This window comes from Roseibium sp. AS2, from assembly GCF_038900065.1.
Lineage (GTDB): Bacteria > Pseudomonadota > Alphaproteobacteria > Rhizobiales > Stappiaceae > Roseibium.
Window position 1 is genome coordinate 160404 of the sequence record NZ_JBBMQN010000007.1, and the last position, 24563, is coordinate 184966.

Sequence of the window (24563 nt, forward strand, 5' to 3'; positions counted from 1 at the left end):
TCTTCGGCAGGATGGAATTCTTCACCCGTTACGGCTGCCTGCGAACGAAACAATCACCACCGGCTGCCTGCAGGCTCTCGCAGAGCGACACTGCTTCCTCGCGCGATGAAGCGGGGATCCGCGCCCGGTAGAATACGCCGCGGTCCTGAACATTCGCGGAGACGATCACAGCATTCCGGTTGCCGAGGATGGCTGGATACCGGCGTTGCAGGCCCGAATAGGCATCCGTTGCCGCCGATTCGGAGCGCTGTGACGTGACCTGCACGATATAGGTGCCCGGCGCGATCGATCCCGAGGTCCCCGCAGGTGCCGCAGCCGCAGGCGTTGCCGCCTGCTGAGACAGATTGAGCGGTCCGGTGTCGGTCGCAGTCGGCGCGGGCGTGGTAACGGGGGTGACGGCAGCAGGCGGCGCAGCGGCAACCTGGAGCGGAACCGGAGGCTTCTTGCGCGGCAGGACACCCGGCACAGGCGCACCGGTAACCGCAGACGCGGTTCCGGCGTTGTCCGCACCGCCGGAAACGACTGGTGTCTGAACCGTTGCCGGCACCGGCAGGCTGGGCTGGGCCGCCACTGCCGGACTGTCTTCGGGGGCGGCAACGACCGGTTCGGTCTGGACAGGTCTCGCGTCCGCCGGCACGGAGACCGGCGGCACGGTCGCCGCGGACGGATCAGGTTCGTTCTCGGAAACGAAAGTGCCGTCCGGCCGCACGATCACGGTCCGCACCCGTTTCGGTGTTCCGGGAGCCAGTTCTGCACGTCCGTTGGTGTCGGCCGGAGCCGGCGGCAGTTCGGCCGGTTGCGGCGTGTTTGGAAGAACCAGTCTGTCAGGCCCGGTCACGCCGGACCCGTCGACGCGCGAGTAATCGAGTTTCGCGGTCTGGTCATTCGCGGGAGCCGGTGCGTCCTCGGGAAAGACCTTGAGCGGCTCCTGCAGGCCGCTGATGACCGGAGGCGGCCCGCTTGGCACGGAGACCGAGTCCCCGTCGAGCATGAAGAACCCGGCTGCACCGAGTATGGCGACGCCAAGCACACCCGCAGCGACCACCATTCCACGGCGCGACTTCTCACCCGCGTGCGGAACGGCTCCCGTCTCTGCGGCGGAATGGGGCGGAAGCACGCCTGCACCTGTCAGGCTCGGGTCGCTTTCCTGCATTGCTCTGGCGACCGCATCGAGATCGTAGCCCTCGGGCGGCGGCGGTGTTTCTTCCGCCTCGGTCTGCGGCACGGCCGCAGCCGCAGCAGGCCAGGTCATCTCGTCGAGTGCCGACAAGTCGGTCGACCCGGCCGTCTGAGAGAGTTGGGTTTCCTGGGCACCGGCCTTCCTTTCGGAAGGTGACGGAAAATCCAGGTCGGCAAACAGGGCTTCAATTCCGGCCGGATCACCGCTCTGCGCCGTCGGCGAAAGTTCCTGCTCCGGGACCGGATCGCTCTGTACCGGGTTCAAGGCGGCAAACAGATCGTTTTCATCGATGCGCGGACGCTGCGCCGAAACCGGTTCGGGTGGTTGCACGGGCGTGTCCAGGCGAGGTTCGTGATGACCGGACGGCATATACCGTTCCGTCCCCCGGCTCGGAGAGACCCGGTCTTCCCGGTCAAAAATCCGGTTTTCCGCAGCCATGTCCCTGGCACCGGTTTCATGCGGCGCGGCAGCGGCGGCAGGCGCACCTGCGTCAACGCGATAGGATCCCGCATACTGACCGGTGGCCGGGTATTCCGTTCCCTGCACCGCGTAAGGAGCAATCGGCTCGACCGGGATTTCGGCGCCCGGCTGCACTTCATCTACCGACTGGCGCAGCGCACCGATGAGTTCGTCCTCGAGTTCGGCGGAGAGGTTCTGCTCAAGGTCGATAGATATCGTCGGCGCAAGACTTGAAGGTTCGACTTCCGAGGCAAAGTCCGGAACTTCGGAATAGGCGGTCTGACCGTCAACGGCAGCGCTTTCAAGCGGCGCTGGCTGAAGCCCGGTCGCGACCTGGCCCGACACCTCCGGAAGACCGATACCCGCACCGGATTGGCCGATTTCCGGCCAGAGTGTCGAGGGATGCGAGGATCTGCCCGTGGCAGGCTCGGTTGGCGCTTCGAAAAACGGTTCCTGGTCGCCTGCTTCGGTAGCCACCTGCATCCCGCCGGAGACGGTTTGTGTGCTCGTATCGGCACTCAAGGCCGGCCCGGCAGGGTCCTGGCTTGCGGACGGCTGTGAAGCGAAGGTCGGCTCCTGGCGCGTGCTGAATTCGGCCGCGGTTTCATCGTCCTTGCTGGCGACGTCCTCAAGCCCTGCGAAGTAGTCCGTGCTGCCGACGCGGCCACTGCTCACATTTGCCCCCGATTGCTTGTTCTTGTGGACAATCCGCGCCAGCTCGACCAGCGGATCTTCGGCAGCCGTCAGGTTATCGCCCGGTTTATCGCGCGAAGCCTGCAAATCTGATCGCTTTGTTTCGTAGTCTTGTGCCATGAGCTTTGCGAAAACCGGTCCACTTCGGTACTTTTAACCAACATTTTGTCTGCGGCAGCGACGTTTAGCCTAGCGCATTTCTTCAGGGGCGTTGACGCCAAGAATCGATAATCCTGAAGCAAGCACCAAAGATACTGCCTGAACCAAAGCAAGACGCGCCAGGGTTAATTTCAAGTTACCGGCCTGAATAAAACGTAAATGCGGCAATTCATAGCCTTTGTTCCAATGGCCATGCAAAGATCCCGCCAATTCATGCAGATAAAAAGCGATTCTGTGAGGCTCATGTGTTTCGGCCGCCGCATCCACAACCTTCGGCCATTCAGCCATCTTCGCGATCAGCTCCAACTCGCCGCTGTCTTCCAGCAGCGCAAGATCGGCCGTTGCCAGTGCCTTGCTGTCGGCCGCCGTTCCGGCCTCGACCGCCTGGCGCAGCACGGAGCGGCACCGGGCATGCCCGTACTGAACGTAGAAGACGGGGTTGTCCTTCGATTGCTCGGTGACTTTCTTGAAATCGAAGTCCAGCGGCGCGTCGTTCTTGCGGAACAGCATCATGAAGCGGACCGGATCGGAACCGACCTCGTCGACAACGTCACGCAGCGTGATGAAATCTCCCGACCTTTTCGACATCTTGACCGGTTCGCCGTCACGCATCAGCTTGACCAGCTGGCAGAACCGCACAATGACTTCGGTGCTGCCGCCGGAGATCGCCTTGCCGACAGCCTGGAGGCGCTTGGCATAGCCGCCATGATCCGCCCCCAGCACGTAGATCGTTTCCTGAAACCCGCGCTCGAACTTGTCCTGGAAATAGGCGACATCCGCCGCGAAATAGGTATAGGACCCGTCGGATTTCTTGAGCGCGCGGTCGGTGTCGTCGCCAAAATCGCTGGCCCGGAAAAGGGTCTGCTCCCGGTCTTCCCAATCCTCGGGCGTCTGGCCCTTGGGGGGCGGCAGCGTGCCTTGATAGACCAGCCCCATGTCCCGGAGCGTGTCCAGCATGTGGTCGATTTTCGAACCGTTCTTGTCCGTGCGCTCATGAAGCGACTTTTCGGAATAAAACACCTCGTGCTCGACACCGAGCGCTGCGAGATCTTCCCGGATAAGATCAAGCATGGCCGCCATCGCGCGTTCCTTGACGACCGGCATCCAGGCGGCTTCGTCCATGGCCTTCAACTTCTCACCGAATTCGGTCTTGAGCCGGTCACCGACAGGCTTCAGGTAATCGCCCGGGTAAAGTCCTGCCGGGATGTCACCGATGTCTTCCCCGAGCGCCTCGCGGTAGCGGAGATAGGCACTGCGTGCGAGCGTGTCGATCTGCGAACCGGCGTCGTTGATGTAGTATTCCTTGACGACCTCATCGCCGGCGAACTCCAGAAGATTGGCCAGAGCATCTCCCACAACGGCGCCACGAATGTGCCCGACATGCATCGGCCCCGTCGGATTGGCGGAGACGTACTCCACGTTTACCTTGGGTGCCGGCGACTTGGTCTGTGCCCCGAAATCGACACCCAGGTCGAGAACACTTGCCAGAACGCGGTGCCAGACAGCCGGAGCGACCCGCAAGTTGATGAAACCGGGCCCGGCAATGGAGGTTTCCGTGATGTCGGGATCAGCGTTGAGTTCGGACACCAGACGCTCGGCCAGATCGCGCGGCTTCAGTCCGAGCGGCTTGGCAAGAACCATTGCCGCATTCGTGGCCAGATCGCCGTGAGCAGGATCGCGCGGAGCTTCGACGACAACGCGAGACAGATCTGGCGCAGATCCGTTTGCATCCTTCAAGTCAAGATCTTGAAGGATCTTTTTGACGCGTTTTGTGAAGTCCGCGAAGATATTCATGGGTCACCGATCGGGTTCTGCAATGCAAACACAAAGTCCCCGTGCGCAGCGAGGGAGCCGCCCCTCGGCGCCACAGGGCTTCAAAGTTGATCAAGCGCCTACCCCAAATCGGGAGTATCGTCAAACAATCTGCGGTGCTCTTCAATGGCATAGCGGTCCGTCATGCCGGCGATATAGTCACATACCCGCCGCGCGACCTCCTTTTCGTTCAAGTCCCCCAGGCCGACATTCCAGGGTTTCGGCATGGTCTCCGGCTGGGCCAGGAACCTTTCGAAGAGATCCCGGACGATTCTTGCCACAACCCGGCGAACGGCCAGAACATCCGCATGCCGGTAGACCCGCGCGAACAGAAACTGTTTCACCGCCTTTTCCTGCAAGACCATATCCCTTGAGAAGCCGACGAGACATCGTCCCGCCATCCGGATGTCCTGAACGTTGTTCGGAGCTATCTCCTCGAGATTGCGCACGGCTTCCCTGATCACGTCCTCCACCATGCGGGTTATGGACCTGCGGACGATCTCGTGGATCCGCCGGCTTTCCTCGAGACCCGGGTAACGGCCATCGACTTCTTCCAGAATGCTCGCAAGGAAGGGAACCGCGCGCATGTCTTCTATGGCAAAAAGGCCGGCCCGGAGACCGTCATCCAAGTCGTGCGCGTCATAGGCGATGTCATCGGCAATGGCCGCAGCCTGCGCCTCCGCGCTCGGCCAGGTGTCCAGCAACAGGTCCTGCCGGGCCGCATATTCGCGGATCGCGAAAGGCAATTCGCCGTCCTTGAACTTTCCGAGCGGTGCCCCGTCCGTTCCGATGAGGGGGCCGTTGTGCTTGACGAGGCCTTCAAGGGTCTCCCAGGCAAGGTTCAGTCCGTCGAACTCCGCATAGCGCTGTTCGAGCTGGGTGACGACGCGGATGGACTGGGCATTGTGATCGAACCCGCCGAACGGCGCCATGCAGTCATGCATCACATCCTCGCCCTCGTGGCCGAAGGGCGTGTGACCAAGATCATGGGCGAGCGCCAGACTTTCCGCCAGATCCTCATCAAGACGCAAGGCGCGGGCCAGGGACCGGGCGATCTGAGAGACCTCGATCGTATGGGTCAGGCGGGTGCGGAAATGGTCCCCCTCGTGATAGACGAAAACCTGTGTCTTGTGCTTGAGGCGCCGGAATGCGGAGGAGTGGATGATCCGGTCCCGGTCCCGCTGAAACGGCGTCCGGGTCGGACTTTCCGGTTCCGGGTACAGCCGCCCCCGGCTTTCGGCGGGATTTTCCGCGTAGGCTGCGCGGGCCTGAGCCCCATATCCGATATCGGCGTTCATCTGCTTCCAGCCATGGTTCTCAGCGTATTTCGGCACCCGATGCCATCGTGGCCTGTCGGCGTGCATTGACGCGGGCAGTTCCAAAACATACTTATCTGAACAAATCAGGTTTCATGCGCCCGCGAGTGCGGGAAACGAGCGAGTCGGCAGAACATGACCGAAACACTTGAAAATCGAGTAACAGTCAGTGACCGCGCTGCCAAGCGCATCGCGGCAATTTTGTCCGGAGAACCGGCGGGCAGCATGCTGCGGGTCAGTGTCGAAGGCGGCGGCTGCTCCGGGCTGCAATACAAATATGACGTGGTCGATGCCAGGGAAGAGGATGATCTGGCAATCGAGAAACAGGGGGCGACCGTTCTGATCGACTCCGTTTCGCTGCAGTATATGGGCGGTTCGGAAATCGACTTCGTGGACGATCTGATTGGCCAGTCCTTTCAGATCAACAATCCCCACGCGGTTGCCGGATGCGGCTGCGGAACCAGTTTCACGATCTGACCCGCGTGCGCGCCGGTTTCCGGTTCCCGGCATAAGAACATCATGCGACATGATCGCTTGATTGTCCTGCATCTTGAATTTCCGGCCGGCTGCGCCGTCCCTCCTGTCCACAAGGCCTCCCCGCCCATGAAAATCGCGACCTGGAACATCAATGGCGTCAAGGCCCGCATCGATACAGTGCAGGACTGGCTGAAGGAAACGTCACCGGACGTAGCGTGTTTTCAGGAAATAAAGTCGGTCGACGAAAACTTTCCCAGGTCGGTTTTCGAGGACCTCGGGTATGTTGTCGAAACCCACGGGCAAAAGGGTTTCAATGGTGTTGCCTTGCTCTCCAGGCAACCGCTTCTGGACGTTCAGCGCGGCCTTCCCGGAAACGATGGCGACGAACAGGCCCGCTATATCGAGGCCAGTATCTCCACCGAACGCGGGGATATCCGTTTCGGTTGCCTCTATCTGCCCAATGGCAATCCGCTCGGAACCGAAAAATTCCCGTACAAGCTGGAATGGATGGACCGTCTCATTGCCCATGCCGAAAAACGCCTCGCGGAGGAAATCCCCTTTGTCCTGCTTGGCGACTACAACGTGATCCCCGACCGGATCGATGCCCGGAACCCGGACAATTGGGTCGATGACGCCCTCTTTCAACCCGAGAGCCGCCAACGCTTCCGTGCCCTCACCCATCTTGGCCTGACCGAGGCCGTCCGTGCGACAACAGAAGCGCCGGAAACCTATACGTTCTGGGATTATCAGGCCGGCGCCTGGCAGAAAAACAACGGCATCCGCATCGATCATATCCTGCTGTCGCCCCAGGCGACGGACAGAATGGCGGGCTGCGGGATCGACAAATTTGTGCGCGGCTGGGAAAAGCCCTCCGATCATGTCCCGGTCTGGGTTGAGCTTGCGGCCTAGGTCGCGAAGTCAATTATCGGACTGAAATCGCGCGTCAAATCTCGACGAGTTGCCAGGAAAGAATGCAAAGCGCGGGCTTGTGTCCGGTCGCTTTTCCTGACGCTGCCCATGAGGTGTCGAAGAACCTAACAAATGCCAGTACACCCTGCGTCGGCTCGAATTTTCGCGCCTGGACTTGCGGTTGACCGCGACCGTGCTAGGCTTTTGCGATCATGGGATAACGCAACAGCGCTCAACGTCCGCGCGCGCGACATGCGGACAATACGGGTCGGCACCGCCTGAAAGGACGGCGCTGGCCGGGCGTGGCACGCTTGGACCGGCGATTTTCTTTCGCCTGCTGTTCGCGGTGCAGCTTGTTGTTTTCGCGCTTTATGGCGGCTCTTTCGCCGCTGCCCAGAACGTTTCATGCACCTGCCGCTACCAGGGCGCGGACTACGGGCTGGGCGATTCCATCTGCCTGAAAAGTCCGGACGGAATGCGCATGGCAACCTGCGACATGGTCCTGAACAACACATCGTGGAAATTGAGCGATGCCCCCTGCCCGGTCAGCCGGGTGCCAGGGCACGATGGCGACCACCCGCCCGAAACACCTTGGACGGCGCCCCGGCTCGAGACCGGCCTTCTTCAGGCGGATTTCAGCCGTGCACATGCCGGTGCGTCCGGGCTCCCGGGCGGAGCCGACAGGCCCCGGTTGTGAACGGTGTGACGACTATTGAGAAGGCAGTTGCTGCGCGGTGAGGACGTCCGGCCGGTTCTGCTGCAGCCAGCCATCGGCCAGCGAACGGGCCATCTGGCGAACGGGTTCCGGCGATACGGCGAAATACTGTTCATGCATGGTGTTGATCCACGCCGCCTCGGTTCCCTGGGCCTGCTGACGGGCAACGGTCATCCACATCAGCCCGCGCGCTTTCTTCTTGTCCGACGTGCCAATGGCGTAAAGCGTTTCCCCGAGCCGTGCCTGGGCGCCGACATGCCCTTTCAGAGCGGCCAGATTGTACCAGCGAACGGCCATGCGATAATTTGAGCTCTGATACATCCGGCCCAGTTCGTACTGGGCGCCGGCATCGCCGAAATAAGAGGCGGCATGGGTGAAGATCTGCCTTGCCCTGGCCTCGTTTCTCGGGATGGCGCCGTCTATGCCGTCCAGGTAATAGGAGCCAAGTGCAACGAACGCACTGGAAACGAAAGGAGCATCCGGCGCATCCGGACGGTCGTCGCCATGTTCCCGCACGATCTGACTGTAATATTTGAATGCCTTCAGGTCGTCTTCCTTGACGCCGTCGCCCTTGGCATACATCTCGCCGAGTTTCCAGGCGGCCATGGGCTCGCCATTCTCGGCGGCGTATTGCAGCGAACCGAGGGCGGCTGTCTTGTCGCCGGAATAGTACTGGCGTGCCCCTGCGCGCAGGGCTTCCATCGGCGACAGGTCGTCCGGACCGATTGTCCTGTGCGGCGCCGGCTGGCCGTCGAATGCACCCGCCGGTCCGGCAAGTGCGATGACGATCAACGCGCCGAGCACAGTTCCGGCCTTGCCCATGCGTCGAAGCATCGTGCTTTTGTTCAGCATCCCTGTCACACAATTATCCGTCGGCAACGACTTGTCCTTCCGACGGACACTCTTGTTTTTTGTCCGCGCCATGCGCATTTGAAGTCTCTCACCCCTGCCAGGCTAGGCCCTTCAGGGTCGTTTTCCGGTTTGGCCCAAGATGGCCGATCATTTCGTTCCAAGTTGGGCTGCTTTGCGCCCAACTTGGATCAATTCCGGGTCTTTAGGTTCAGGCGCCGCCCTGATCGAGGCGGTCCCTCATGCATGGCCCGACTTAATTCATGTTAACGGGTGACCGCCAAAAATGGCCGAACATGGGCAATGGAATGTATTCGGCCATGCCGCGAATGACTCTGCCGGCAAGTGTTGCTGAATTGGCACATTCCGATAAACCCCTCTCCCGATGGTTCCCGCTCATCACACCATGCCCGGGTTGACGAAGGGTTGCCGGAGCCGACAATTCCGCTTCAGGTCTGTTGAAAACGGGGGCTTTTGGCTCAAAACCTTTCCCGTTCTATCTTTGTCCTTCAAACTCTCTCTCGATTCGGTGTAGGTAACAGCGCTGATCATCGGGAAACCGGTACCCAGCATTCAACAGGCGATACGGCAGGCGACACGGAATGAGTTCAAAAGACGATCTATTTGCCGGCAACGCGGCGGTCTCCGCACCTATTGCGCAAGACCCGCCCGCTCCAAAGCCGCAAAAAGCACGTTCCGTTGCACCTGTGGAAGTGCCCGATGACTATTCCGCGGCCGATATCGAGGTCCTGGAAGGACTTGAGCCTGTCAGACGGCGCCCCGGCATGTATATCGGCGGAACCGACGAAAAGGCGCTTCATCACCTGTTCGCGGAAGTCATCGACAACTCCATGGACGAGGCCGTAGCCGGCCACGCGACCTGGATCGATGTCAGCCTGACAAGCGACGGCTATCTGACCATTACCGACAACGGACGCGGGATCCCTGTCGATCCGCATCCCAAGTTCAAGGACAAGTCCGCGCTCGAGGTCATCATGACCACCCTTCATGCCGGCGGAAAGTTCGACAGCAAGGTCTACGAGACATCCGGCGGCCTTCACGGCGTCGGCGTGTCCGTGGTCAACGCGCTCTCCGAGGAACTCGTCGTCGAGGTGGCCCGCAGCCGCAAGCTGTACCGACAGGTGTTCCGCCGCGGTCAGCCACAGGGGCCGATCGAGCTGGTCGGTGACACTCAGAACCGGCGCGGCACGCAGGTCCGGTTCAAGCCGGACGAACAAATTTTCGGCAAGGGGGCGCACTTCAAGCCTGCGCGCCTTTTGAAGATGGCCCGGTCCAAGGCCTATCTATTCGGCGGTGTCGAGATCCGCTGGCACTGCACGCCCGACATGATACCGGAAAAAGACGAAACGCCGGCGGAAGCCGTCTTTCATTTTCCCGGTGGCCTCCGGGACTTTCTCGAAGAGCGTCTGCAAACCGAACGGCGTGTCGTCGACGAGGTCTTTTCCGGGCGCACCGACAATGCCGGAAAGCACGGCTCCGTCGAATGGGCGGTCAACTGGTTCGCGGGTGACGGGTTCGTCAATTCCTACTGCAACACGGTGCCTACTCCCGAAGGCGGCACGCATGAAGCCGGTTTCCGCTATGCGCTGCTGCGCGGCCTGAAGGCCTATGGCGAACTCACAAACAACAAGAAGGCCTCGATCATAACCGGTGACGACGTGATGACGTCGGCCGGCGGCATGCTGTCTGTCTTCATCCGCGAACCGGAGTTCGTCGGCCAGACCAAGGACAAGCTGTCGACCAACGAGGCGACCCGCATCACGGAAGTCGCGGTCCGCGATGCCTTCGACCATTGGCTGACGGCTTCTCCCAATCAGGCCAACAAACTTCTGGAATGGGTGCTCGACCGCGCGGACGACCGCCTGCGCAGGCGGCAGGAAAAGGATGTGGCGCGCAAGACCGCCGTGCGCAAGCTGCGCCTGCCGGGCAAGCTCGCCGACTGTTCCGCCAATCAGGCGGACGGCACGGAATTGTTCATCGTGGAAGGAGACTCCGCCGGAGGCTCTGCCAAACAGGCGCGCAACCGCTCGAACCAGGCGGTGCTGCCCCTGCGCGGCAAGATCCTCAATGTCGCCAATGCGGGGCGCGACAAGCTGGTCGCCAACCAGCAACTGGCCGATCTTGTCCAGGCTCTCGGGTGCGGCAGCCGCTCCCAGTACCGCGACAGCGATCTGCGTTACGAAAAGATCGTCATCATGACAGATGCGGATGTCGACGGCGCCCATATCGCCTCGCTGCTGATCACGTTCTTTTACCGGGAGATGCCCGAACTGATCCGCACCGGTCATCTGTTCCTTGCCGTTCCTCCGCTCTACAGGCTCAGCCAGGGCGGCAAGACACTTTATGCGCGGGACGACGCCCACAAGGACGAGTTGCTGGGAACGGTCTTCAAGGGCAAGTCGAAGGTGGAGATCGGGCGCTTCAAGGGCCTCGGCGAAATGATGCCTGCGCAGCTCAAGGAAACAACAATGGACCCGAGCAAGAGGACAATGCTGAAGGTTGTTGTTGCGGAAGATACAATCGCCGACACGAATGACACGGTGGAGCGCCTCATGGGCAACAAGCCGGAGGCCAGGTTCAAGTTCATTCAGGATAATGCCGAATTCGCCGAAGATCTTGATATTTGACCCCGACAACGGGTAAATTGCCGGTTGTTTGATGCATCGGCAGGCTGCCGCACACACTTTCAGCTCCGCGCCTTCCAGATCGACCGGTCGGAAAAGTACAATGTTAAACCGGGTTTATTCCATTTTCGACAAGCGGATCCGTCCGCTGCGCAATCATGTATATCTCGCATTCCCGAAGCATGGCCTGGCCTATGCACGCGTTGCCGAACCGGCGTTTCAGTTACTCCGGCCCCTGCTTCACAGGCTTGCCGGCACCGAAGCCCTGCTGTCACGGGCTGGCGTCGGCACCTGCCCGACCAAGGGTACCGAGCGGTTGCTGTTCCACGGCGATGTGGAACTGCTGACGGCCCGGGAGCTGAAGCGCAGATATCCGGAAATGAAAGTCGTCGCCTGGGTGCAGGACCCGGCGCATCGCATCGCTTATTGCTTTGAAAAGATCATCCTGAATTCCGACCCGATTCCGGCCTATTATGCCGAACGGTATTTCACGAATGCCATGTCCGCGGACGCGTTCGTGTCCCAGATTGCGAGCATTTCCGACCTGGAAGCCGACAATCTATTCCGCAGTCAGTGCGCTTCCCTGACCTACAAGGGCGTCCTCACCGCCGATGTCGTGTGGCATGTCGAGAACTTCGAGCAATCGCTCGCCGACTTCTATTGCGAACACGCGCTGGGCGGCAGCCCCCTTCCGGCAGCTTCCTACCAACCTTCGCATTTCGCTTCGCGGCGCACCTTGCAGGCTTTTGGCGACGAGGGGCTCCTGCGCAAGCTGAAGCGGAGGTACCGGGCCGACTACGAGATGTTTTACTCGCGCGAAGCCGTGTCGGCCTGACGGTGAAAAAATCCGCGGTCCGGCACCTTGCCCCGCAGGTCGGGCTGACGGTTTCATTTGCCCTTGCCTGTGTTCGGGACAACTGACACAGATAAATCGGGATGACTTCCTACGGGCAGCCAGTCGCACTATTAACTGAGTTGGCAAATCATTCGCGGAAATACTAACTTTTCTTGGCAATTTACCTCGCCTGCGCATTGACACTTGAGCGCATGAATGTAGGGTGTGCGCACATTGGCACCAACGGCTCTCCCGAAGGTGCCGTCAACGAATAATCACAACATCTGGGCAAAGCGCTCCATGGCATTTGATACTCTCGGTCTTAGCGAGAAGGTCCTCGCTGCAGTTGAAGCAGCAGGTTATAAGGAACCTACGGCGATCCAGGAGGGCGCAATCCCTCTGGTCCTGGAACGCAGGGATATTCTGGGCATCGCACAGACCGGCACCGGCAAGACCGCGAGTTTCACTCTGCCAATGCTGACGCTGCTGGAAAAAGGCCGCGCCCGGGCGCGCATGCCACGCACGCTCATCCTTGAACCGACCCGCGAACTGGCGGCACAGGTCGAGGAGAACTTCGAGAGATACGGCGCCAATCACAAATTGAACGTGGCCCTTCTCATCGGCGGCGTGTCGTTTTCCGAACAGGACAAGAAACTTGACCGTGGCACGGACGTGCTGATCGCCACACCGGGCCGTCTGCTCGATCATGTCGAGCGCGGAAAGCTTCTGCTTCAGGGTGTCGATATCCTCGTGATCGATGAAGCCGACCGCATGCTTGACATGGGTTTCATCCCGGACATCGAACGGATCTGCAAGCTGATCCCGTTCACGCGCCAGACCCTGTTCTTTTCCGCCACCATGCCGCCGGAAATCCAGCGCCTGACCGAAGCCTTTCTGCAGAACCCGGCGCGCATCGAAGTCGCGCGGACGTCTTCGACCGCTGAAAACGTTGCCCAGTTTCTCAAGGGATGTCCGTCCAAGGACTTTGACAAACGCGCAGCGCTTCGGGAACTCCTCGACGGGGCGGATGATCTCAAGAACGCGATTGTCTTCTGCAACAGGAAGCGTGACGTCACGACCCTGTTCCGGTCGCTTGAGCGCCACGAATACAATGTCGGCGCCCTGCATGGTGACATGGACCAGCGCACACGCATGATGATGCTCGATAATTTCCGAAAGGGAAACATCAAGCTCCTGGTGGCAAGTGATGTTGCCGCCCGTGGACTGGACATTCCGGAAGTCAGTCACGTGTTCAACTTCGACGTGCCGATCAACGCTGAAGACTATGTGCACCGGATCGGGCGCACCGGTCGCGCCGGCCGGTCGGGAACAGCCTTCACGCTTGTGACCGGCGATGATCAGAAATATCTCGATGCAATCGAAAAGCTGATCGAGAAGTCGATCGACTGGATTGGCGAACCGATAGATTTCGAAACCGCGGCGCAAGAGCGCAAGGCCCGCCGCAGGGGCGGCAAACCCGCCAAGACAACCAGTTCGAGCAACGACAACGAGGCGGAACAGGAAAAGACGCCTGCCCCCCGCCGCAGAGCACCGAGCAGATCGCGCGACACCCAGAAACCGGACGCGCCCGCACCGGTGGAAACCGCGCCGGCACCCGCTCCCGTTGCCAGCATGCCGCAGCGTCCGGTCAATAAAAAAACTCGGAATGAAAAGTTTGAGCCCGCTTTCGGGGCCGGTGCGCACATACCGGCGTTTCTCCTTAGGGAACCGAGGCCGAAAAAAGCTTCTTAATCGCAGTATCTTTCAAGGTTTCGCCTTAGGCTTAACGGGTCCTTAAATTTTCCGTCAGAGTTTTAGAGCCGTACTTGTTGCCGTGTGGGGCGGTGCGGCAAGCCAGTTTTGAGAGAACCTGATGGCGGACCAAGACGACCATAAGCGGACGATCCAATATGGTGACTCCGCGATCATGTACATAAAAAAGAACACGCTTCCTGCCTATCCGCGTTCCTATGAGCTCTGGTACACATATGCTGCGGGCTACAATCAGGGATTGAACCGGGCGATCAACGAGTCGATCAAGACCCACGGCCGGATCGGCACGGATGAAATGCTGACCCTATATGGCCGGTTCCTATCGCCCACACGGCTCGGCGACAGGTTGGATGAGGTCGGTTCCAAGGTCTCCAAAGAAGTCGAAGAACTGGTCGACACGCTCAAGCTGAGTGCCGATGCGGCCTCCGATTACGGCAGCGCCCTGGAACAGGCCGGCGAGAAAATCAAATCCGTCACCGACCCTGAAAAGCTCCAGATCTATCTGGCCCATCTTGTGAAATCGACCCAGAACGCGGTTTCGTCGAACCGCAAGCTCGAGAACCAGCTGCTGGAATCCAAGAACCAGATTGAAAACCTGCAGTCCTCTCTCGAAGCCATCCGGTACGAGAGCCTGACCGACGAACTGACGACGCTGAACAATCGCAAGCATTTCGAAAACTCAATCGAGCGGATCATCGACCAGCACAAGGAAACCGGAGAAGGTTTCTCGCTGCTGATGACCGACATCGATCATTTCAAGAAATTCAACGACACCTACGGCCATCAGACGGGTGATCAGGTTCTGCGGCTCGTGGCTCTCGCGGTCAAACAGAACATCAAGTCCCAGGATATCGCATGCAGGTATGGCGGCGAGGAATTTGCAATTATCCTGCCGCAGTCCAGTATGGAAGATGCGGCTGCAATCGGCGAGCGGATTCGAACCGCCGTCATGTCCAAGGAACTCGTCAAACGCTCCACGGGCGAAAACCTGGGCCGGATCACGATTTCGCTGGGCGTTGCAACGTGCAAGGACACTGACAGCGCGCATACGGTCGTGTCACGCGCGGACGAAGCTCTTTATCTGGCGAAGAATTCCGGCAGGAATCTGGTGAGGTCCGAGGAGGACCTTGCCGGGACAAAGGAACAGGAAGACGTCGCCTGATCAGACCGACGCCGTTTCTTTTGCAACGCCGGAACACCAGGACAGAACGACAACCGGTTCAGCCGGCCGCATCCAGACCCATTTGCCAGAAATCGATTTCCAGACGGCACGCTTTCTCGAACAGCGACAGCACACGCTTGTACCGTGCTTCCGTCAGAACTTCATTTGCAGTGACATCCATCCAGCCGACGAACTCCCCGGCGAGAAGCTGATAGGGCTCACCGGCGTATTCCCGTATCCATCTGTGGTAGGGATTGGAGGCGGTGTCACGGCCCGCTGCGGCCAGACCTGCACCGATTTCGGCGTAGCCGACAACGCAGGGCGCCAGCGCCGCCTGCAGGTCCAGCAGATCACCCGCCATCCCCGCATCCAGAACGAAGCGGGTGTAGGCCATGGTAGGCGTGTCCTCCGGCGCGTTCTCGATATCCGCGCGTGACATGCCCCAGCTGCCGCACAGTTCCAGATGCAGGTCCAGTTCCACATCCAGGATTGCCTTTACGCCCTCAAGGGAGGTGCGCATGTCCGTGAGACTGTGGCTTTTGTAGATCCCCAGCGCATAGGCGCGCGCGAACTGGATCAGAAACAGGTAATCCTGCACCAGATAGTGTTGGAAACCGGACGGCGCCAGGCTGCCGTCTCCGAGCTGTTGGACAAAGGAATGCCGGGTGTAGGCGGCCCATTGAGGCGCCGCGTCGGCTTTCAGCCGATCAATCAGGGTCATGAGGGAAACTCTTGAAAAGACGAAGGTGTTCGCCGATCACCGTGCGAACGCACTCAGGTCAGCTTCCTGCAGCGAGACCGACTCGCCGCAGCCGCAGGCCGAAACCTCGTTGGGGTTCTTGAAGACGAAACCCGACCGGAACTTGGTGACCTCGAAATCCATTTCCGTGCCCAGCAGGAACAGGACCGCGGAAGGATCGACGAAAAGCTTCACGCCCTTGTCCTCGATCACGTCATCCCAGGCCTGGGCGCCATCCACCATGTCCATGGTGTATTCCATGCCCGCGCAGCCCCCTTTCTTGATGCCGACGCGCAAGCCCGCGGCGTTCTTGTCGCCGTTTTCGACAAGTTCCTTCACGCGGTTTGCTGCGGCATCGGTCAGGGTCATGACCTTGAATTTTGCGGCGGGAGCCATGGCGTCCTCTTTTGAAAGTCCGATTTATCAAACCTGATATAGGGTCTCAGCTTATCGGATTAAAGCCGGTCAGTTCAATACCAGTTGAGCGCGACCTTGGCTTCATCCGACATCCGGTCCGGCGTCCAGGGCGGATCGAAGACCATGTCGACGTTCACCGGCCCGACACCGGCAACCGATGCAACCGCGTTTTCGACCCAGCCCGGCATTTCACCGGCAACCGGACAGCCGGGCGCCGTCAGGGTCATGTCGATATTGATCGACCGGTCGTCCTCGATGTCGACCTTGTAGATCAGGCCGAGCTCATAAATGTCACAGGGGATTTCCGGATCGTAGACTGACTTAAGGGCACCGACGATGTCGGTGGTCAGCCTGTCCAGCTCATCGGCGGGAATCGCGCTCTTGGCGGAAACTTCCGCCTGGAGCTGTTCGCCGCTGGCCGCAGTGTCAATTGTTGTCGCGTTTTCCATGGTGTCCGTCCTTACCCGAAAAAGCTTTGCGCTTTCAACAAGGCCTCACACAGAGCGTCGACCTCGGCGCGCGTGTTGTAAAGCCCGAAACTTGCCCGACATGTGGAGGTCACGCCGTATCTTGCAAGGAGCGGCTGGGCACAATGCGTGCCCGCCCGCACGGCGACGCCGGCCCGGTCGATGATCGTGGCAACGTCATGGGCGTGTGCCCCTTCAAGTTCGAAGGACACAATCGCGCCCTTCCCCTCCGCCTCGCCGAAAATCCGCAGCGAATTGATTTCTCGAAGCTTCCGGTGCGCATAGTCCTTCAGGTCCGCTTCGTGGCGGGCAATATTCTCCCGTCCGATCGAATCCATGTAGTCAAGGGCCGCGCCCAGACCGATGGCCTGAACGATCGGCGGCGTGCCGGCCTCGAAGCGGTGTGGCGGGTCATTGTAGGTGACGAGATCTTCGGTGACGTCGAGGATCATTTCGCCGCCGCCGTTGAAAGGGCGCAACGCCTGCAGACGCTCCGGCTTGCCCCAGAGCACACCGATGCCCGATGGGCCGTAGACCTTGTGGCCGGTAAAGACATAATAGTCGCAATCCAGGTCCTGTACGTCGACCGGCAGGTGAACGGCGGCCTGACTGCCGTCGACCAGAACGGGAATGCCGCGTTCATGGGCGATCCGGCAGACCTCCTTGATCGGCACCACCGTGCCAAGCACGTTGGACATATGCGTGATCGCGACCAGTCTGGTCTTGTCGCTCAGAGCATCCTCGAAGGCATCCAGGTCGAACGAACCGTCTTCGCGCACGTAGACCCATTTCAGCACGGCGCCATGGCGTTCACGATGGAAATGCCAGGGCACGATGTTCGAATGGTGCTCCATGATCGAAAGCACGATCTCGCCGCCGTCGGCGGCCAGACTGCGGCCCAGACCGTAGGATACAAGATTGATCGCCTCGGTGGTCGATTTTGTGAAGACCACCTCGTCGACCGACCCGGCGTTCAGAAAACGGCGCACCTTCTCGCGCGCGGCCTCGTAATTGTCCGTCGCCGTGTTGGACAGGTAATGCAGGCCGCGATGCACGTTGGCATATTCCTGCGAATAGGCCTTTGTCACCGCATCGATCACCGCCTGCGGTTTCTGGGCAGACGCGCCGTTGTCCAGATAGACCAGCGGCTTGCCGTAAACCTCCCGCGAAAGGATCGGGAAGTCCCTGCGGATGGCCTCGACATCGTAGCCGGCATCGCCGGAAGTCTGTTGTGCGGTGGCAACCGTCATGCGGTGCTGCTCCTTGTTGTCACGGACGCGTCGGGGCTAGTGGTCTGCCAGCCAGGCGCGCACCCGCTCTTCGAGCCCTTCGGTCACGTCGTCCTCGCCATATTCCTCGATGGCTTCGGAAAGAAACGCCAGAACCAGCAGCGTCCTGGCTTCCGCCTCCGGAATGCCGCGCGCGCGCAGATAGAACAGCAGATCCTCGTCGATCTGACCGCTGGTGGCACCATGGGCGCACAGCACGTCGTCGGCGAAGATTTCGAGCTCCGGCTTGTTGGCCATTTCCGCTTCTTCGGACAGAAGCAGCGCCTGGGTCATCATCTCGCCGTCGGACTTCTGGGCGTGCGGGGCAACGTTGATGCGCCCCTGATAGACACCCCTTGCTCGGCCGTCGAGCACGGTCTTGAAGAACTCGCGGCTGTTGCAGTGAGGCACCGCGTGATCGACGACGAGCGTCTGGTCGGCCAGGGTGTCGCCACCGGCCATGGTCACGCCGTAGATCTTTGCTTCCGAGTTTTCGCCGGTAAAGTTGATGAATTGCTGGTTCCGGGTAAAGCGCGGACCGGCGATGAACCCTAGAGACTTGAATTCGGCATCGGCGCCAAGCGTCGCGATCGAGGTGAACAAACGAGCGCCCCGGGCGTCGCCGACGATCAACCGCGTTGCCGCCAGCGCGGCCTCGTCCGACAGGTCGTAATCGAACACCGTGTTGAGCTCACCTTCGCCGGGATCACCGATGAAGGTTTCAAGAAGCCGCAGCTTCGCGCCCTTGCCGAGTGTGATCCGGTTCCGGGTCACCTGGGCACCGGCGGCAGTGGCCACCTGGACCAGTTCCACGGGCTTGGTGACATGCGCTCCGGCCTTCACGGCAATCACCACACCACCCTGCAGGAAGGCGGTGTTCAGTGCCAATACACCGTCGTTCGGCCCGGATTTGGGCGGCGTCAGCATCGTGGTGCCGTTTTCACCGGCCAGAACGTCACTCAAAGCGGTCAGGGATACACCTTCGGACGCTAGCGCCCCGGTGTCGGACAGATCGGCCTGAAATGTGCCGTTCGCGATCACAATGCGGTAGCGCTCCAGCCCGGCATAGCTGTCCTGACCGTCCAGAACAGCCTTGATCGTGTCCGCGTCCGCAGCGGGCGCGAGCGGAGTTGCCGACTTCATGAAGGCACGCAGGTCCGAATACTTGTATTCCTCGACGCGCCGGTGAGGCAGGCCCTTGTCGCGGATCTGCCCCAACGCGGCTTCGCGCAGGGCCGTAACGGCGACGGACCCGGCCAGATCGGCCTTCGCAGCCTTGAACCGGTCGAACAGGTCGCATTCAGCTTGCGTATGCTTGATGGAAACGCTTGCATTCATATCGCGTTCCCCCTCAAGCCGCCGCATCGACGTAGTCGGCGTAACCGTTCTTTTCCAACTCAAGCGCCAGGTCCTTGTCGCCGGTCTTGACGATCCTGCCCTTCGAAAGAACATGCACAACGTCCGGCACGATGTGATCCAGCAAACGCTGGTAGTGGGTGATCACCACCATTGCCCGATCCGGGCCGCGCAGCTTGTTGACGCCGTCCGAAACGACCTTGAGGGCGTCGATGTCGAGGCCGGAATCGGTTTCGTCGAGAACGCAGAGCTTCGGCTCCAGCAGGGACATCTGCAGGATCTCAGCGCGTTTCTTCTCGCCACCGGAAAAACCGACATTGAGTGGCCGCTTGAGCATGTCCATGGAGACATTCAGGTGGCCTGCCGCGTCCTTGACCCGCTTCATGAACTCCGGAATGGACAGTGTGTCCTCACCGCGCGCCTTGCGCTGTGCGTTCATCGCCGTCTTCAGGAATTCCATGGTGGCGACGCCCGGGATTTCGATCGGGTACTGGAACGCCAGGAACATGCCGGCGGCAGCGCGCTCGTCCGGTCCCATTTCCAGGAGGTTCTCTCCATTGAACAGGACTTCGCCTTCGGTCACCTCGTAATCGTCCTTGCCTGCCAGAACATAGGACAGCGTGGACTTGCCGGAGCCGTTCGGGCCCATGATGGCATGGACCTCGCCGGCGTTGACGGTCAGATTGACGCCGCGGAGGATTTCAGTTTCGTCTTCCGCGATGCGGGCGTGCAGGTTCTTGATCTCAAGCATTGAGATGTTTCCTCATAACTCAACGGGCTCACGATGCCCAAATAACCATTCGAGTGGCGGGTTTTACCCCACGGATCCTTCCAGGCTGATCGAGATCAGCTTCTGCGCCTCGACGGCGAATTCCATCGGCAGCTGCTGGATGACGTCCTTGACGAAGCCATTGACGATCAATGCGACGGCCTCTTCTTCCGACAGGCCGCGCTGCAGGCAGTAGAACATCTGGTCGTCCGAAATCTTCGAGGTGGTGGCCTCGTGCTCGAACTGGGCCGAGGCGTTCTTGCTCTCGATGTAAGGCACCGTATGGGCGCCGCAGTCCTGGCCGATCAGCAGCGAGTCGCACTGGGTGAAGTTACGTGCGTTGGATGCCTTGCGGTGCGCGGAGATCAGGCCCCGATAGGTGTTTTCCGACTTGCCGGCGGAGATGCCCTTCGAGATCACCCGGCTGGACGTGTTCTTGCCCAGATGGATCATCTTGGTGCCGCTGTCGATCTGCTGGTGACCGTTGGAGACCGCGATGGAATAGAATTCGCCCCGGGAATTGTCGCCGCGCAGGATGCAGGACGGGTATTTCCAGGTGATCGCGGATCCGGTTTCAACCTGGGTCCAGGAGATCTTGGAATTTTTGCCGCGGCAGTCGCCACGCTTGGTGACAAAGTTGTAGATGCCGCCCTTGCCGTCCTTGTCGCCCGGGAACCAGTTCTGGACCGTGGAATACTTGATTTCCGCGTCGTCCAGGGCAACCAGTTCGACGACCGCCGCATGAAGCTGGTTTTCGTCGCGCTGAGGCGCGGTGCAACCTTCCAGATAGGAGACGTAGGCGCCCTTCTCGGCGATGATCAGCGTGCGCTCGAACTGGCCCGTGTTCTGCTCGTTGATGCGGAAGTAGGTCGACAGCTCCATCGGGCAGCGCACGCCTTCGGGTACGTAAACGAACGAGCCGTCGGAAAAGACCGCGGAGTTCAGCGTTGCGTAATAGTTGTCGGTTACCGGCACGACCGATCCGAGATACTTCTTGACCAGGTCCGGATATTCCCGCACGGCTTCGGAGATCGAACAAAAGATGACACCGGCCTTCTTTAGCTCTTCCTTGAAGGTGGTCACGACGGACACGCTGTCGAACACCGCATCGACTGCGACGCGGTTCTTGGGCTCGACGCCGGCCAGGATTTCCTGTTCCTGCAGCGGAATGCCGAGTTTGGCATAGGTTTCCAGAAGCTGCGGATCGACTTCATCCAGGCTTTTCGGCCCCTCGACGGACTTCGGCGCCGCCCAGTAGTAGAGGTCGTCGAAATCGATCTTCGGATAGGAAACCCGCGCCCAGGTCGGCTCTTCCATCTGCTGGAACCGGCGCAGCGCGTCCAGACGCCACTCCGTCATCCATTCCGGCTCGTTCTTCTTTGCCGACAGAAAGCGGACCGTCTCCTCGGAAAGGCCCCTGGCGCCCTTTTCAGAGTCGATATCCGTCACGAAGCCGTATTTATACTGGTCAACATCGATGGCTTTCACCCGGTCGATGGTTTCCTGTACAGCTGGCATGCCTTGCCTCCATTCAGCGGGCCCCGTGCCCGCTTTGTAGTGTCTACCGCAGGGAAATCGTCCCTGCTTGCCCATTACCGGCGGTCATGCCGCCGAATTCGAATTTCAGGCCGCCCATCTCGGGCCGCCCATTTCAAGCCGCCCTGTGGCGCGCCTCCGGATCAAGCCGTTCGACGATCCTCGGCCAAAGTTCAAGAAACCTGTCGACGTCCTGTTCGTCCGTGCTCCAGCCCAGGCTCACGCGCAGCGCACATCTGGCAAGTTCTTCTTCGACACCCATCGCGGTCAGCACATGGGACACACCGACTTTTCCGGAAGAACAGGCCGAACCGGATGAAATGGATACGCGTTCAAGGTCGAAAGCGATCAGCGCCGTTTCCGCGGCAATGCCCGGCACCGCGAAACAGCAGGTATTTGCGAGACGATCCGCGTCTTCCCCGAAGAAGACGGCAGACGGACAGACCGCACGCAGTCCGGCCTCGAGCCGGGCTTTCATTCCCGTGAGATGGCGCGTGTCCGCGGCTTCTTCAAGGGCGGACACACCGGCGCTGCCAAAACCGGCAATCGCGGCCACGTTTTCCGTTCCGCCGCGGCGCCAGTTTTCCTGACCGCCGCCGACCATCAGGGCCGAGGGCACACGTGCCGTGGAACGGGCGACGACGGCGCCGGCGCCTTGCGGACCACCCATCTTGTGTGCCGAAAGGGTGATCACATCCGCCTGCCAGGCGTCCGGATCGATCGTCATTCGGCCCGCTGCCTGGACGGCATCAACGTGAAAGAAGTGACCGTAGCTGGCGGCGATCGCACCGATTTCGGCGAGCGGCTGAACCACTCCGGTCTCGTTGTTGGCGGCCATCACCGAAATCAGACCCGGGCCGGCATCCCTGACGGTCTCTTCCAGCTGGTCGAGACGCACGCGTCCTGCGGCGTCGACAGGAAGAACCACCTGATCGGCGGTCGCGAACCGGCCACCGGTCGCCACCGAAGGATGTTCCACCGCGCTCCTGAACAGCTTGTCGAGATAGACCGGAGCGCCCTGGTCCTGCCAGACGGGCGTCAGCGCGGTCATGTTTGCTTCCGTGCCGCCGGATACGAATGTCACGGCCCGCGATCTCGCGTTGCACAGCCGGGCAACCTGTTCCCGCGCCTGCTCGATGCGTCCACGCGCGTTGCGGCCGTGCCCGTGTACGGAAGAGGCATTTCCGGCTTCGCCCAGCACCTCGATCATGACGTCACGCACGGCGGGCCGCAGCGGCGCGCCGGCATTGTAGTCGAGATAGATCGGGTCGGAATGACGCGGCATGATACCTCGTGAGCGTGAATCAGGTTTGCCCAGAATCGAAATTTCTCTGCGATGCCAGACACATGTGCGAAAAACCTTGTATTTTTTCGCTGTGGTGACGATAACACCCCCAAATCGGTCGAACCGAGCATTGCTGCCTTTGAGGGACGATGCGAACTTTCGAACAATTCTAAACAGGGTTCTAGAAACTTGGAGACTGAGAGTCAAGTTTAGTCTTACGGGAAACCACGTATCCAGACCCCCAAAATTCGCGCGCCGGATGCCCTGCGCGACAATATGACAAGGACACAGTTCTTCATGCCTGAGGTGATCTTCAACGGGCCCGCCGGCCGGCTCGAGGGCCGGTTCCATCCCGCCAGAAAGCGCAACGCCCCCATCGCCCTGGTCCTGCATCTGCATCCGCAATTCGGCGGAACGATGAACAACCAGATCGTCTACCAGATGTATTACATGTTCGCGCGGCGCGGATTCGCGGTTCTGCGTTTCAATTTTCGCGGTGTCGGCCGCTCTCAGGGAACCTTCGATCACGGCCAGGGCGAATTGTCCGATGCCGCGGCTGCACTCGACTGGGTGCAGACAGTGCACACGGATGCGCGCGCGTGCTGGATCGCCGGCTTCTCCTTCGGCGCCTGGATCGGCATGCAGCTTCTGATGCGCCGTCCGGAAGTGGAAGGCTTCATCTCAGTTGCTCCGCCCGCCAATCTGCACGACTTCTCGTTCCTGGCCCCCTGCCCGTCCTCCGGCCTGATTGTCCATGGCGACAACGACAAGGTCGTGCCGCAAAAGGATGTGCAAACACTGGTCGACAAGCTCAAGACCCAGAAGGGCATCGTCATCGATCACGAAACCATCCCGGGCGCCAACCATTTCTTCGAAAACGACATCGATGAACTGATGGACCGCTGCGGGACCTACGTGGACGGACGCCTCGGGCTTTCACCGAACGACTACATCGACATCGACTGATACACAGTTGGCAAAAGCCCGCCGCGATGGCGGGCTTTTTTGTGTCTGAACTTTTTTGTCTGAAAGTGGCGTGCGGGCAAAGACAAAAGCAGACCGGTCCACTCTCGGGAGCGCCCGCGGTCCATGAACTGTGCATCGCCCGATAGGCTCAGGAACCGTGTGAACGGTGTCTGCCAATCGGCTGCAGCCCCCGTAAAACGGTTCTGGAGTTGAACCGGTTCAGCCCTGAAACGGCTTCGGCCGGGGCACACCCGGGCCGCTGTCGACGCCGTCGTCGGGACCGGCCAGCGGGTCTTCACCCTCGGCAACGACGCCCTGGATCGGCGGACCGGCATAGTCTTCCGGCGGCGGAACCCGGGAGGCCAGTTTGCAGTCCGTCAGCCAGATGTCATAGACCGGGTGCTCAACCGCATGAAGACCGGGACTGGCGGCGTACATCCAGCCCGAGAAAATCCGGCGGACCTCGTTGTTCAAGGTGATTTCGTCCACCTGCACAAAGCCTGTAGTCAGCGGCGTTTCGGTCTGCGGCCGCGTATGGCAGACCCTGGGGGTCACCTGCAGGGCGCCGAACTGAACCGTTTCTCCGATATAGACATCGAATGAAATGATGCGTCCGGTGATCTTGTCGAGACCGGAAAAGACCGCAACCGGATTTTCGATCTTTTCCGCACGCGCGTCCATGACAGGTGCCAACACCACCAGCGCCGCCCCGGCCAGTGCCGCGACGCCGTGTGTCAGCGCTTTCCCGAATTCCAAGTGCTCAGCCATGCGTTTCA

General features: G+C 60.4%; 21 protein-coding genes. 8 read left to right on the top strand and 13 right to left on the bottom strand.

Annotation, left to right across the window (positions count from 1 at the left end; genetic code table 11):
- Nucleotides 1-28: 28 nt before the first annotated feature.
- From WNZ15_RS20255 to WNZ15_RS20265, 3 genes are all read right to left on the bottom strand, one after another.
- The gene (locus WNZ15_RS20255) at nt 29-2419 is read right to left on the bottom strand and encodes an SPOR domain-containing protein (RefSeq protein WP_342894840.1); all 2391 of its coding nucleotides are present in this window, start codon (nt 2417-2419) and stop codon (nt 29-31) included.
- 102 nt (nt 2420-2521) lie between these two features.
- Nucleotides 2522-4285, bottom strand: a complete 1764-nt coding sequence (gene argS, locus WNZ15_RS20260) for an arginine--tRNA ligase (RefSeq protein ID WP_342894841.1) — start codon at nt 4283-4285, stop codon at nt 2522-2524.
- Nucleotides 4286-4383: 98 nt separating this feature from the next.
- Nucleotides 4384-5601 (bottom strand): deoxyguanosinetriphosphate triphosphohydrolase, encoded by a 1218-nt coding sequence (locus WNZ15_RS20265; RefSeq protein ID WP_342894994.1) that lies wholly within the window; start codon nt 5599-5601, stop codon nt 4384-4386.
- Between the two features lie 153 nt (nt 5602-5754).
- Here WNZ15_RS20265 and WNZ15_RS20270 point away from each other — a divergent pair, with 153 nt between their 5' ends.
- The 3 genes from WNZ15_RS20270 to WNZ15_RS20280 all read left to right on the top strand — a co-directional run bounded on the left by WNZ15_RS20270 (nt 5755) and on the right by WNZ15_RS20280 (nt 7702).
- Complete coding sequence (locus WNZ15_RS20270; protein ID WP_342894842.1) at nt 5755-6096, top strand: iron-sulfur cluster assembly accessory protein; 342 nt, start codon at nt 5755-5757, stop codon at nt 6094-6096.
- Between the two features lie 126 nt (nt 6097-6222).
- Nucleotides 6223-7005: an exodeoxyribonuclease III gene (gene xth, locus WNZ15_RS20275; protein ID WP_342894843.1), complete on the top strand. Its 783-nt coding sequence runs from the start codon at nt 6223-6225 to the stop codon at nt 7003-7005.
- A gap of 181 nt (nt 7006-7186) precedes the next feature.
- The gene (locus tag WNZ15_RS20280) at nt 7187-7702 is read left to right on the top strand and encodes a hypothetical protein (protein ID WP_342894844.1); all 516 of its coding nucleotides are present in this window, start codon (nt 7187-7189) and stop codon (nt 7700-7702) included.
- A 12-nt stretch (nt 7703-7714) separates the two neighbouring features.
- On the opposite strand, the gene WNZ15_RS20285 is transcribed toward WNZ15_RS20280, so the two are convergent.
- The gene (locus WNZ15_RS20285) at nt 7715-8572 is read right to left on the bottom strand and encodes a tetratricopeptide repeat protein (RefSeq protein ID WP_342894845.1); all 858 of its coding nucleotides are present in this window, start codon (nt 8570-8572) and stop codon (nt 7715-7717) included.
- Nucleotides 8573-9171: 599 nt separating this feature from the next.
- Here WNZ15_RS20285 and parE point away from each other — a divergent pair.
- From parE to WNZ15_RS20305, 4 genes are all read left to right on the top strand, one after another.
- Entirely contained in the window at nt 9172-11217 is a 2046-nt protein-coding gene (gene parE, locus WNZ15_RS20290; RefSeq protein ID WP_342894846.1) for a DNA topoisomerase IV subunit B, read from the top strand.
- A gap of 100 nt (nt 11218-11317) precedes the next feature.
- The gene (locus tag WNZ15_RS20295; RefSeq protein WP_342894847.1) at nt 11318-12049 is read left to right on the top strand and encodes a hypothetical protein; all 732 of its coding nucleotides are present in this window, start codon (nt 11318-11320) and stop codon (nt 12047-12049) included.
- A gap of 300 nt (nt 12050-12349) precedes the next feature.
- Nucleotides 12350-13801, top strand: a complete 1452-nt coding sequence (locus tag WNZ15_RS20300) for a DEAD/DEAH box helicase (RefSeq protein ID WP_342894848.1) — start codon at nt 12350-12352, stop codon at nt 13799-13801.
- A gap of 175 nt (nt 13802-13976) precedes the next feature.
- Nucleotides 13977-14984, top strand: coding sequence for a GGDEF domain-containing protein (locus WNZ15_RS20305; RefSeq protein WP_342894849.1), 1008 nt, complete (start codon nt 13977-13979; stop codon nt 14982-14984).
- Between the two features lie 58 nt (nt 14985-15042).
- Here the strand turns inward: WNZ15_RS20305 and tenA are convergent, their stop codons facing one another.
- The 8 genes from tenA to WNZ15_RS20345 form a co-directional block, all read right to left on the bottom strand.
- Nucleotides 15043-15705, bottom strand: a complete 663-nt coding sequence (gene tenA, locus WNZ15_RS20310) for a thiaminase II (protein ID WP_342894850.1) — start codon at nt 15703-15705, stop codon at nt 15043-15045.
- 36 nt (nt 15706-15741) lie between these two features.
- Nucleotides 15742-16119 carry a Fe-S cluster assembly scaffold SufA gene (sufA, locus tag WNZ15_RS20315; protein WP_342894851.1) on the bottom strand — a complete coding sequence of 126 codons (378 nt, stop codon included), beginning with the start codon at nt 16117-16119 and terminating at the stop codon, nt 15742-15744.
- Nucleotides 16120-16193: 74 nt separating this feature from the next.
- A complete protein-coding gene (locus tag WNZ15_RS20320) occupies nt 16194-16589 on the bottom strand; it encodes an SUF system Fe-S cluster assembly protein (protein ID WP_342894852.1) in 396 nt (131 codons plus the stop codon).
- Nucleotides 16590-16600: 11 nt separating this feature from the next.
- Nucleotides 16601-17857, bottom strand: coding sequence for a cysteine desulfurase (locus WNZ15_RS20325; RefSeq protein ID WP_342894853.1), 1257 nt, complete (start codon nt 17855-17857; stop codon nt 16601-16603).
- Nucleotides 17858-17893: 36 nt separating this feature from the next.
- Nucleotides 17894-19213: a SufD family Fe-S cluster assembly protein gene (locus WNZ15_RS20330; RefSeq protein WP_342894854.1), complete on the bottom strand. Its 1320-nt coding sequence runs from the start codon at nt 19211-19213 to the stop codon at nt 17894-17896.
- A 13-nt stretch (nt 19214-19226) separates the two neighbouring features.
- Entirely contained in the window at nt 19227-19982 is a 756-nt protein-coding gene (gene sufC / locus WNZ15_RS20335) for a Fe-S cluster assembly ATPase SufC (protein WP_342894855.1), read from the bottom strand.
- Nucleotides 19983-20045: 63 nt separating this feature from the next.
- A complete protein-coding gene (sufB, locus tag WNZ15_RS20340; protein WP_342894856.1) occupies nt 20046-21518 on the bottom strand; it encodes a Fe-S cluster assembly protein SufB in 1473 nt (490 codons plus the stop codon).
- Nucleotides 21519-21651: 133 nt separating this feature from the next.
- Nucleotides 21652-22821: a cysteine desulfurase family protein gene (locus WNZ15_RS20345; protein WP_342894857.1), complete on the bottom strand. Its 1170-nt coding sequence runs from the start codon at nt 22819-22821 to the stop codon at nt 21652-21654.
- Nucleotides 22822-23118: 297 nt separating this feature from the next.
- On the opposite strand from WNZ15_RS20345, the gene WNZ15_RS20350 reads away from it, so the two are divergent.
- Nucleotides 23119-23787: an alpha/beta hydrolase gene (locus WNZ15_RS20350; RefSeq protein ID WP_342894858.1), complete on the top strand. Its 669-nt coding sequence runs from the start codon at nt 23119-23121 to the stop codon at nt 23785-23787.
- A 219-nt stretch (nt 23788-24006) separates the two neighbouring features.
- Here WNZ15_RS20350 and WNZ15_RS20355 read toward each other — a convergent pair whose 3' ends face one another.
- Nucleotides 24007-24555 (bottom strand): DUF2155 domain-containing protein, encoded by a 549-nt coding sequence (locus tag WNZ15_RS20355; RefSeq protein WP_342894859.1) that lies wholly within the window; start codon nt 24553-24555, stop codon nt 24007-24009.
- Nucleotides 24556-24563 lie beyond the last annotated feature (8 nt).

What these genes read in the sequence shown, in the direction of transcription:
- WNZ15_RS20350 (WP_342894858.1), top strand. Translation starts at nt 23,119, where the DNA reads ATGCCTGAGGTGATCTTCAACGGGCCCGCCGGCCGGCTCGAGGGCCGG.
- WNZ15_RS20320 (WP_342894852.1), bottom strand. Translation starts at nt 16,589, where the DNA reads ATGGAAAACGCGACAACAATTGACACTGCGGCCAGCGGCGAACAGCTC.
- WNZ15_RS20300 (WP_342894848.1), top strand. Translation starts at nt 12,350, where the DNA reads ATGGCATTTGATACTCTCGGTCTTAGCGAGAAGGTCCTCGCTGCAGTT.
- parE (WP_342894846.1), top strand. Translation starts at nt 9,172, where the DNA reads ATGAGTTCAAAAGACGATCTATTTGCCGGCAACGCGGCGGTCTCCGCA.
- sufC (WP_342894855.1), bottom strand. Translation starts at nt 19,982, where the DNA reads ATGCTTGAGATCAAGAACCTGCACGCCCGCATCGCGGAAGACGAAACT.
- WNZ15_RS20355 (WP_342894859.1), bottom strand. Translation starts at nt 24,555, where the DNA reads ATGGCTGAGCACTTGGAATTCGGGAAAGCGCTGACACACGGCGTCGCG.
- tenA (WP_342894850.1), bottom strand. Translation starts at nt 15,705, where the DNA reads ATGACCCTGATTGATCGGCTGAAAGCCGACGCGGCGCCTCAATGGGCC.
- sufB (WP_342894856.1), bottom strand. Translation starts at nt 21,518, where the DNA reads ATGCCAGCTGTACAGGAAACCATCGACCGGGTGAAAGCCATCGATGTT.
- WNZ15_RS20305 (WP_342894849.1), top strand. Translation starts at nt 13,977, where the DNA reads ATGTACATAAAAAAGAACACGCTTCCTGCCTATCCGCGTTCCTATGAG.
- WNZ15_RS20345 (WP_342894857.1), bottom strand. Translation starts at nt 22,821, where the DNA reads ATGCCGCGTCATTCCGACCCGATCTATCTCGACTACAATGCCGGCGCG.
- WNZ15_RS20325 (WP_342894853.1), bottom strand. Translation starts at nt 17,857, where the DNA reads ATGACGGTTGCCACCGCACAACAGACTTCCGGCGATGCCGGCTACGAT.
- WNZ15_RS20285 (WP_342894845.1), bottom strand. Translation starts at nt 8,572, where the DNA reads ATGCTGAACAAAAGCACGATGCTTCGACGCATGGGCAAGGCCGGAACT.
- WNZ15_RS20295 (WP_342894847.1), top strand. Translation starts at nt 11,318, where the DNA reads ATGTTAAACCGGGTTTATTCCATTTTCGACAAGCGGATCCGTCCGCTG.
- sufA (WP_342894851.1), bottom strand. Translation starts at nt 16,119, where the DNA reads ATGGCTCCCGCCGCAAAATTCAAGGTCATGACCCTGACCGATGCCGCA.
- WNZ15_RS20330 (WP_342894854.1), bottom strand. Translation starts at nt 19,213, where the DNA reads ATGAATGCAAGCGTTTCCATCAAGCATACGCAAGCTGAATGCGACCTG.
- WNZ15_RS20270 (WP_342894842.1), top strand. Translation starts at nt 5,755, where the DNA reads ATGACCGAAACACTTGAAAATCGAGTAACAGTCAGTGACCGCGCTGCC.
- WNZ15_RS20265 (WP_342894994.1), bottom strand. Translation starts at nt 5,601, where the DNA reads ATGAACGCCGATATCGGATATGGGGCTCAGGCCCGCGCAGCCTACGCG.
- argS (WP_342894841.1), bottom strand. Translation starts at nt 4,285, where the DNA reads ATGAATATCTTCGCGGACTTCACAAAACGCGTCAAAAAGATCCTTCAA.
- xth (WP_342894843.1), top strand. Translation starts at nt 6,223, where the DNA reads ATGAAAATCGCGACCTGGAACATCAATGGCGTCAAGGCCCGCATCGAT.